Origin of the sequence: Mucilaginibacter sp., from assembly GCF_028288225.1 — a bacterium.
Taxonomy (GTDB): Bacteria; Bacteroidota; Bacteroidia; order Sphingobacteriales; family Sphingobacteriaceae; genus Mucilaginibacter.
The window spans coordinates 45,501-54,590 of record NZ_JAQBOC010000085.1; the positions used below are offsets into that span (position 1 = coordinate 45,501).

Annotated in this window: 9 protein-coding genes and 4 tRNA genes; 12 read left to right on the top strand and 1 reads right to left on the bottom strand. The window is 39.8% G+C overall.

Translation table 11 applies throughout. The features are described from left to right. Positions 1–35: 35 nt before the first annotated feature. The gene (locus tag JWQ54_RS25405; protein ID WP_299590625.1) at positions 36–1,790 is read right to left on the bottom strand and encodes a lysophospholipid acyltransferase family protein; all 1,755 of its coding nucleotides are present in this window, start codon (positions 1,788–1,790) and stop codon (positions 36–38) included. 78 nt (positions 1,791–1,868) lie between these two features. On the opposite strand from JWQ54_RS25405, the gene JWQ54_RS25410 reads away from it, so the two are divergent. The 12 genes from JWQ54_RS25410 to tuf all read left to right on the top strand — a co-directional run. Next, positions 1,869–2,744, top strand: coding sequence for a helix-hairpin-helix domain-containing protein (locus JWQ54_RS25410; RefSeq protein WP_299590626.1), 876 nt, complete (start codon positions 1,869–1,871; stop codon positions 2,742–2,744). Further along, positions 2,741–3,268, top strand: coding sequence for an adenine phosphoribosyltransferase (locus JWQ54_RS25415; RefSeq protein WP_299590627.1), 528 nt, complete (start codon positions 2,741–2,743; stop codon positions 3,266–3,268). The genes JWQ54_RS25410 and JWQ54_RS25415 overlap by 4 nt, the downstream gene beginning before the upstream one ends. Positions 3,269–3,432: 164 nt before the next feature. Then, positions 3,433–3,921, top strand: a complete 489-nt coding sequence (locus tag JWQ54_RS25420; protein ID WP_299590628.1) for a transposase — start codon at positions 3,433–3,435, stop codon at positions 3,919–3,921. Between the two features lie 396 nt (positions 3,922–4,317). Further along, positions 4,318–5,490, top strand: coding sequence for an acyl-CoA dehydrogenase (locus tag JWQ54_RS25425; protein WP_299590630.1), 1,173 nt, complete (start codon positions 4,318–4,320; stop codon positions 5,488–5,490). Positions 5,491–5,651: 161 nt separating this feature from the next. Continuing rightward, positions 5,652–5,846 (top strand): 30S ribosomal protein S21, encoded by a 195-nt coding sequence (gene rpsU, locus JWQ54_RS25430; protein ID WP_073405414.1) that lies wholly within the window; start codon positions 5,652–5,654, stop codon positions 5,844–5,846. 47 nt (positions 5,847–5,893) lie between these two features. Then, positions 5,894–6,844, top strand: coding sequence for a tyrosine-type recombinase/integrase (locus tag JWQ54_RS25435; protein ID WP_367187139.1), 951 nt, complete (start codon positions 5,894–5,896; stop codon positions 6,842–6,844). 12 nt (positions 6,845–6,856) lie between these two features. Then, positions 6,857–7,204, top strand: a complete 348-nt coding sequence (raiA, locus tag JWQ54_RS25440) for a ribosome-associated translation inhibitor RaiA (RefSeq protein ID WP_299590632.1) — start codon at positions 6,857–6,859, stop codon at positions 7,202–7,204. A gap of 245 nt (positions 7,205–7,449) precedes the next feature. Then, positions 7,450–7,522, top strand: a tRNA-Thr gene (locus JWQ54_RS25445). A 66-nt stretch (positions 7,523–7,588) separates the two neighbouring features. Next, positions 7,589–7,669: transfer RNA gene (locus JWQ54_RS25450), tRNA-Tyr, on the top strand. Positions 7,670–7,757: 88 nt separating this feature from the next. Continuing rightward, a tRNA-Gly gene (locus tag JWQ54_RS25455) sits at positions 7,758–7,830 on the top strand. Positions 7,831–7,910: 80 nt separating this feature from the next. Continuing rightward, positions 7,911–7,982 (top strand) — tRNA-Thr (locus tag JWQ54_RS25460). A 69-nt stretch (positions 7,983–8,051) separates the two neighbouring features. Continuing rightward, the coding region (gene tuf / locus JWQ54_RS25465; RefSeq protein WP_299590633.1) for an elongation factor Tu at positions 8,052–9,090 on the top strand (1,039 nt) is incomplete at its 3' end.

The window sequence follows — 9,090 nt, forward strand, 5'->3', positions numbered from 1 at the left end:
GATTCTTAAATCTTGACTTCTTAATTCTTTCCCCTCTACAGGTTCTTTCCCAGTTTCTCCAAAATATCCTGTGGTACTTTTTGCAGGTCGAGTACTAAAAATCCGTCGAGACAATCGGCAAATTTGGGGTCGATATTAAAGCAGATGATCTTGGCATTTAACGCAATGTACTGGCGAAGCAATACAGGAACTTTCATGTTGCGGGTCTCCACTTCTCCTATCAGGTTATCCAGGCCCTTAAAACTATCTTCCCCGGCCATTAACAAATCGGTATCAATGCTTGCCAAATCAACCTTGAATTTTTTACGGGGCCTTACATATTGGGCCATTTCATGGTCGAAATGATTACGGTTAATATAATCAACAATAAGCGATTTGGAGAAATTGGAGAATGAATTGCTGATACTTACCGGACCTATTAAATACCGGTAGCGGGGATTATCAATTAAATATTTCAGAATGCCTTTCCATAATAAAAACAACGGTAATGGCTTTTGCTGATACTCTTTACGAACAAACGAACGACCAAGCTCAATGCTCTTTTTCAGTACCGGCGTAAATTGCGATTTGATCTTGAACAGCTCAGATACATAAAAGCCCTTTTTGCCTATACTGTAAAATATTTCGTCACCAAGGCCTATGCGATAGGCCCCGACAAGCAGTTTAGCTTCAGTATCCCAAATAAACAGGTGGTGGTAATAAATATCGTATTCATCCAGGTCAATAGCTTTATTGGTGCCTTCGCCTATCTCTCTGAATGTGACCTCCCGCAGCCTGCCAATTTCACGGATCACATGGGGAATAAGGGTTGTAGGAGCAATAAACACCTCGTAGTTTTTTTCCACCCAGATCCTATAATTCTCGCGTAATGGTTCAACTTCTTTTTCCAGCACATCAGCAGCAATTTCAGGCGCTATGGCCGCTGGTAGTTTTTTTATTTTAAATAAATTACGGGGATTGAAGATCTTCTTCTCATCTTCAAGACCTGTACCCAGGGCATAGGTACGTGCCCGTAAATAGTTAAGCAGCTTGGTGCTGTTGGTATAATCGGGTATATCTACTACATTTATCGGCTTGCCTATTCTTAACTTTATGGTGTGCCCATGCTTATTAAATAACTCCGATGGTAATTTAGCAGTACGCAATGCAGGGTGAATAAGGCTGAGCAGGTTAAAAAGCAAGCCGTTATTTCCATGAAAATAAATTGGCACAACCGGTACTTTCGCTTTGGCTATTATCTTGCCAACCACCGGGTGCCACATCCTGTCAGTAACCTCTTGTTTATCTACTTTATAAGTTGAAACCTCACCGGCAGGAAAAATGCCGATCGGTGTTCCATTAGCTAATAGCTCTAATGTGTTTTTTAAACCGCTTATGCTTGATGAATGCTCCACATTCTCAAAGGGGTTAACCGCAATAAAATAGTCACTTAAATTTGGGATCTTTTTAAGCAGGAAATTTGCCATTAGTTTGGCATCGGGCCTAACCATGCACAGCATCTTTAACAATACCATGCCTTCAATGCCGCCATAAGGGTGGTTGGCTATTGCAATAAAGCTGCCTGTTTTTGGGATATTCCTTAAGTCTTTTTCATCAAACTCAACATCAATTCCACAGCCTTCTAAAATAGCATCAACAAACTCAGGTCCTACTTTAGGCTGCGCCTGGGCAAACAATTCGTTCACCTGGTTAATTTTCATTAGCTCCATCAATAAAGCTGCAAGGCCGGGCATCTTCAACTTATCCAGTTTTGTGGCTTTGGCAAACTCTTCTGTGGTAATTACTTTCATACTTATAAAATAAACCCCGTTTAAAGGGAGCTAAATATCCTGAAAAATTCTTTAATTTAACGCTGATAAACCTTATACATGAAAGCGCGGATAAAAAATTACCTGTCAATAACCAAAAAAGAATGGAACGGCATGGTAATTCTTGTTATTTTGATTGCATTGGTACTGGCTGCGCCCTATGTTTATCAGTTAATCCGCAAAGATAATACAATAAATTTTAAAGATTTTGATAAAGCAGTTGCTCTACTGAACAAGGCTGGTAATAAGGCAGGTTATGTTGCTGACAATGATAAACCTGAAGCAAATACAAGGAACGCCGGGCGTGTTATGTTCCCTTTTAACCCTAATAAACTTACCATAACTCAATGGAAACAACTGGGCTTAAGCACAGAACAGGCCGGCATAATAAAACATTATCAGGATAAGGGCGGCAGATTTTATAGCAAAGAGGATGTGAAAAAGATGTATGCTATTACCGCTGCAGATTATAAAAGATTGGAGCCATATATTAATATTCCCGAATCAGCATACGCTAATAAGAAAGCCAAACCCGGTGAAATTATTGAGCTCAACAGTGCTGATTCCGCTAAACTTACGGCGTTAAAAGGTATAGGTCCGTCATTTGCTGTGCAGATAATAAGGTACCGTGGCCGGCTGGGTGGTTTTCACCATAAAGAACAATTAAAAGAAGTTTATGGAATAGACTCTTTAAAATATGAAGAGATTAAAAACCAGGTTTCGGTAAATGCGGGAAAGATAAAAAAGATAAATATAAACAGCATCTCGTTCAACCAGTTAAGGATTTTTCCTTATCTCAGCTATAAACAGGTAAACGCCATTATTGAGTATAGAAAGCAGCATAATAACTATGCATCCATTGCAGATCTGAAAAATATCGTACTGCTTGATGAAGGAATTTTACGTAAAATTGAGCCATATTTAAGTTTTAAATGATAGCGCAGCAAATAAAATCAGCCATTCGTGATATTCCTGATTTTCCAAAACCAGGGATCATCTTTAAAGATATTACCCCCATATTAAAAGATCCGCAACTGTGCGAAAATATAGTAAACGCCTTTGTAGAACAATTGCATGGCATCCGTATTGATGCCATAGCCGGAATTGAAAGCCGTGGGTTTTTATTTGGCTTAACACTTGCCACAAAGCTGGGTGTGCCATTTATACCGGTGCGCAAAGCTGGCAAGCTGCCATTTACCATTAAACAAAAAGCCTATAAGCTTGAATACGGTACCGCCACCATCGAACTGCATACCGATGCTTTTGAACCAGGTCAGCATATTTTAATCCATGATGATCTGTTAGCAACCGGTGGTACTGCCCTTGCCGCCAGCGAACTGATCCAGGAAATGGGTGGCATTGTTGCGGGATTTTCTTTTGTTGTAGGGTTAGGTTTTTTGAACGGGATGGAAAGGATAGCGCCCGTTTGTGATAAGGTGGTGGTACTGGCGGGGTATTAGGGATGTCGGAGTTGTTTAAAGATAAATATAGGATCCCGTCAGCACGATTACAGACTTGGAATTATGCTGATAATGGCATGTATTTTATCACAATATGTACAGCAAACAGAGAATGCTTTTTCGGAAATATCGTGGAGACGCGATGCATCGCGTCTTTAACCAACATGCCTGAATATGAAATGCAATTAAATGATCTCGGGAAAAAGGTAGAATCGGAATGGTTAAAAACTGCAGAACTAAGGCCGGATATGAATTTGGAACTGGCTGAATACATTGTAATGCCAAATCATTTTCATGGAATTATAATAATTGGTGAGAATCAATATAATACATCGATGTATAATACTGATCGTGAATTAGAACCGTCATATTTAGGCATTACGCATTTAGACGCGAAGCATCACGTCTCTGCAGATCAAAATGTTAATGATAATTCCAAAAATAAATTCGGTAGCCAATCTAAAAATTTGGCATCTATTCTTCGTGGTTTTAAATCGGCAGTAACAACCTACGCCAGGATAAATGATATTCCATTTAATTGGCAACCCCGCTTTCACGATCATATCATTACTACAAATGAAGAATACCTTCGGATCGCAGATTATATTATAAACAATCCCAATAATTGGCAAAAGGATAAATTTTATAAGTAATATCGTAGAGACGCGATGCTTCGCGTCTTAAACCATTAAGGTAGACATCATAACCAACAGCATGATCTTTGGTTTTGTGAAACATGTTGGCAACCTGTCCGCAGTTAGACGCGAAGTATCGCGTCTAAAACCATTAAGGTAATCATCACAATCAATAGTAAGGTCTTGGTTTTGTGAAACATGTTGGCAACCTGTCCGCTTTTAGACGCGATGCATCGCGTCTCTACGGGAAATTCAAAAAAAATATTAATCTCAATTCCCACACAACAAATCCCCCTATAATACCTAAACCAATTATTCATACCATATACCAAACCGTTCTCTTTTCACGCTGTTTTTAAATGAAACTAATGCATGATTTATTACGTTACTTTGCTGTAAACCAATTATAAATACATGGATTCTTTATTAACAGACACGCCTGCAGGATACGATTTTTCTATCAACGATAATCAAAAAATGATAGGCCAAATGGCCAGGGATTTTGCCGAAAAATACATCAGGCCACATGTAATGGAATGGGACGAGGCACAGCATTTCCCGGTTGAACTGTTTAAGCAATTGGGCGGGCTCGGGATGATGAGCGTATTTGTGCCTGAGGAATATGGCGGCTCCGGATTTGGATATTATGAATACGTAACAGTAATAGTTGAAATTGCTAAGGTATGCGGCTCGATAGGCTTATCCGTAGCGGCGCATAATTCTTTGTGTACCGGTCATATCCTTGCATTTGGTAATGAAGAGCAAAAGCACCGCTGGCTGCCCAAATTAGCAACTGCTGAATGGTTAGGGGCATGGGGCCTAACAGAAGCAAACACAGGTTCTGATGCTATGGGGATGAACACTACCGCTGTTTTGGATGGTGATCATTATATTGTAAACGGCTCAAAAAACTGGATCACACATGGTAAATCTGGCAATGTAGCTGTAGTGATGGTTCGCACAGGTGAGAAGGGTGATTCAAAAGGGATCTCGACCCTGGTTATTGAAAAAGGCACTCCCGGATTTACCCATGGTAAAAAAGAAAACAAGCTGGGTATGCGCGCATCAGAAACTACAGAGCTAATATTTGACAATTGCCGTGTGCCAAAAGAAAATCTTTTAGGTGTTGAAGGCGAAGGTTTTAAACAAGCTATGAAGGTACTGGATGGCGGCAGGATCTCCATTGCTGCTTTGTCATTAGGTATTGCAAAAGGAGCTTTTGAAGCTGCTCTGGCTTATTCAAAAGAACGTAAGCAATTCGGGCAGTCGATAAGTAATTTCCAGGGGATAGCTTTTAAACTGGCAGATATGGCTACAGAAATTGAAGCAGCGGAGCTATTGATAATGCAGGCTGCCGATCTAAAGAATAGAAATTTGCCCGTAACCAAACAATCGGCAATGGCTAAATACTATGCATCGGAGGTTGCCGTACGCACCGCGACTGAAGCCGTGCAGATCTTCGGTGGCTATGGTTATACAAAGGATTTTCCCGTTGAAAAATACTACCGTGATGCAAAGCTGTGTACAATAGGAGAGGGTACATCAGAGATCCAGAAGATAGTTATAAGCAGGGAGATTTTGAAGTAGGGGTTGTAAGGTTGAAAAGTTGTAACGTTGAAATGTTATTAAATTTATAGCAGCAACAACCTTACAACTTTTCAACCTTAAAACATTTCAATAATCCCCTTTCATATTCAAAACTAAATACTTACCTTTGCCCTCCCACGAAAGGAGGTATTTCAGGAATTATGATCATTATTAACGTAAAAGACGGCGAATCATTAGATAAAGCATTAAAACGCTTTAAAAAGAAATTTGAGAAGACAGGAGTTTTAAGAGAACTTCGTAGTCGCCAGGCATTTGAAAAGAAATCTGTGACCCGCCGTCACGTGGTTAAACATGCCATCTACAAACAAAATATGAACTTAGAAGCAACCGTTTAATTCTTGCAAAAGAATTTTCGATTTTTCTAATCAATATAAAAAACTATTTGTACATTCATCATTCGGATGTACAAGTAGTTTTTATGTTTATAGACCGTTTTATCCGTTATATTAAATTCGAAAAGCGGTACTCTCCGCATACCGTATCGGCCTATCAATCAGACCTTGACCAGTTTATTGCCTTTTTAAATAATCCCGATAAACTAATTCCGGCGCCAACTCCCGAAATAACACATCCAACCCAAATTACGCATTATCACATCCGTAACTGGATGGTTGAGATGATGAACCATCAAATTATTGCGCGTTCCATCAATCGTAAAATTGCTACGCTGCGCAAATATTTTAAGTTTTTGCTGCAGGAGGGAGTTATTGAAATTAATCCCGCCTCAAAAATTAATACACCCAAGATCCCTAAAAACTTACCGGTTATAGTTGAAGACGTTAAGCTATCGCAGATGCTTGATGAAAATAAGGTGTTCAGCAGTGATTTTAAGGGCTTGCGCGACAAGTTGGTGATAGAGATGCTGTTTGGTACAGGTATGAGACTTTCGGAGCTGCTGGGCGTTAAAGACACCGATATTAACACTTACGAAGGAACAATAAAAGTTTTAGGTAAGCGGAATAAAGAGCGGATCATCCCGGTAAATCATGAATTGAAATTATTAATCGCTGAATACCAGCAGTTAAAGAAAAAACAAGATTTTTTTGGTAACAATTCCTTAATGCTGATCGTTACAGATAAAGGAACAAATGCTTATTCAAAGCTCATTTATTTAATAGTGCAGAAGTATCTATCCTACATATCAACCCAAACTAAGAAGAGCCCGCATGTGTTGCGCCACACTTTTGCAACCAGTCTGTTAAACCGCGGAGCTGATTTAAATGCCATTAAAGAACTTTTGGGTCATGCTAGTTTGAGTGCTACTCAAATCTATACGCATAACTCAATTGAACGGTTAAAGTCTATTTACAAACAAGCCCATCCAAAGGCGTAAAAAGGAGGAATCATGAAAATTACAGTGCAATCAATTCGTTTCAATGCAGACAAAAAATTATTGGATTTTATTCAGAAGAAGGCTGATAAGCTGGATACCTTTTATGATCACATTATTAGCGGTGAAGTTTATTTAAAGCTGGAGAATGTAGAAGACGAAGCCAATAAGATAACGGAGATTAAACTGATGCTGCCAGGCAACCAAATATTTGCCAAAGAGCAATGTAAAACATTTGAAGAGGCCACCGATCTGGCAATTGAGAGCCTTAGAAAACAGATTGAAAAGCACAAACAGAAAAAATTTGCTGCTGCCGAAGCTGCTAAAAAAGTAGTTTTACTGACGGCAACAGACGAATTTTGAACGTAATAAGCATTAATTTTTAACGTAAATCGGTGGGTTTCAGCCTGCCGATTTTTTTTTAGAAAATAAATTTTGTTCAGCATTAAAAATGTGTAAATTTGCAATCCCTTTCGGAGAGGTATGTGAATGTTCTCTCGCTGTTAAAAGGGTTGGTTCTTTAAAATAAAAATACAGCCTTATTAATTAACCGGTACAATCCCGTAGATCAATAACGATCGGCGGAGGTAAGAAGGGTAATAATTTAAGCCTCCTTAGCTCAGCTGGTAGAGCGACTGACTTGTAATCAGTAGGTCATTGGTTCGATCCCGATAGGAGGCTCTGTTAATTTCGGAAGAGGAATGTTTAGCTTCAACTTTGAACATTGCAAATCCGAAATCAACAAATGGGGGGATACCAGAGCGGTCAAATGGGGCGGACTGTAAATCCGCTGCTTCGGCTACGAAGGTTCGAATCCTTCTCCCCCCACTTTTTGAATGAGTGAATTAGTGAGTTTTTGAATGAGTTAATGCTCAAATCAATAATTCACTAAATCGCTCATTCACTAATTAAAAAAGCGGAAGTAGCTCAGTTGGTAGAGCGATAGCCTTCCAAGCTATAGGTCGCGAGTTCGAACCTCGTCTTCCGCTCTGTTACAGTTGGCAGAGATCAGTTCACAGTGGGCAGTTACTAACTGGAAACTGCAAACTATAAACTGCAGACTGAATAAGCCGACGTAGCTCAGGGGTAGAGCACTTCCTTGGTAAGGAAGAGGTCATGGGTTCAAATCCCATTGTTGGCTCAATATTATAATGAATAATAGAATACAATTTTAAGTATAAAATTAACCTACAAATAATTAAATATAATCATGGCAAAAGAAAAGTTTGACCGCAGTAAACCGCACTTAAACATCGGTACAATCGGTCACGTTGACCACGGTAAAACAACCCTTACCGCAGCTATTACTAAAGTATTGGCTGATAAAGGTTTCTCAGAAGCCCGTTCATTCGATTCAATCGACGCGGCTCCTGAAGAAAAAGAGCGTGGTATTACCATTAATACAGCGCACGTTGAGTATTCAACTGCAACCCGTCACTACGCTCACGTTGACTGTCCAGGTCACGCTGACTATGTGAAGAACATGGTTACAGGTGCGGCTCAAATGGACGGTGCTATCATCGTTGTTGCTGCTACTGATGGTCCAATGCCTCAAACTCGTGAGCACATCCTGTTAGCCCGCCAGGTTGGTGTGCCTTCATTGGTTGTGTTTATGAACAAAGTTGACATGGTTGATGATCCCGAATTATTAGAATTAGTGGAAATGGAAATCCGTGAATTATTATCATTCTACGAATATCCTGGAGACGATATCCCAGTAATCCAAGGTTCAGCTCTTGGTGGCTTAAATGCTGATCCAAAATGGGTTGACAAAATTATGGAATTAATGGATGCAGTTGATGCACACATTCCAATTCCTCCGCGTTTAACTGATCTTCCATTCTTAATGCCTGTTGAAGACGTATTCTCGATCACTGGTCGTGGTACTGTTGCAACTGGTCGTATTGAGCGTGGTGTTATCAACTCAGGTGAGCAGGTTGACATTCTTGGTATGGGTGCTGAAAACTTGAAATCAACTGTAACAGGTGTTGAAATGTTCCGCAAGATCCTTGACAGAGGTGAAGCTGGTGACAACGTAGGTTTATTGTTACGTGGTATTGAAAAAACTGATATCCGTCGTGGTATGGTTATTTGCAAACCAGGTTCAGTAACCCCGCACACTGATTTCAAAGCCGAAGTTTACGTATTATCAAAAGCAGAAGGTGGCCGTCACACTCCATTCTTTAATAAATACCGCCCGCAATTCTATTTCCGTACAACAGACGTTACAGGTGAAATCACCTTAGCTG

What these genes read in the sequence shown, in the direction of transcription:
- JWQ54_RS25405 (WP_299590625.1), bottom strand. Translation starts at nt 1,790, where the DNA reads ATGAAAGTAATTACCACAGAAGAGTTTGCCAAAGCCACAAAACTGGAT.
- JWQ54_RS25410 (WP_299590626.1), top strand. Translation starts at nt 1,869, where the DNA reads ATGAAAGCGCGGATAAAAAATTACCTGTCAATAACCAAAAAAGAATGG.
- JWQ54_RS25415 (WP_299590627.1), top strand. Translation starts at nt 2,741, where the DNA reads ATGATAGCGCAGCAAATAAAATCAGCCATTCGTGATATTCCTGATTTT.
- JWQ54_RS25420 (WP_299590628.1), top strand. Translation starts at nt 3,433, where the DNA reads ATGCCTGAATATGAAATGCAATTAAATGATCTCGGGAAAAAGGTAGAA.
- JWQ54_RS25425 (WP_299590630.1), top strand. Translation starts at nt 4,318, where the DNA reads ATGGATTCTTTATTAACAGACACGCCTGCAGGATACGATTTTTCTATC.
- rpsU (WP_073405414.1), top strand. Translation starts at nt 5,652, where the DNA reads ATGATCATTATTAACGTAAAAGACGGCGAATCATTAGATAAAGCATTA.
- raiA (WP_299590632.1), top strand. Translation starts at nt 6,857, where the DNA reads ATGAAAATTACAGTGCAATCAATTCGTTTCAATGCAGACAAAAAATTA.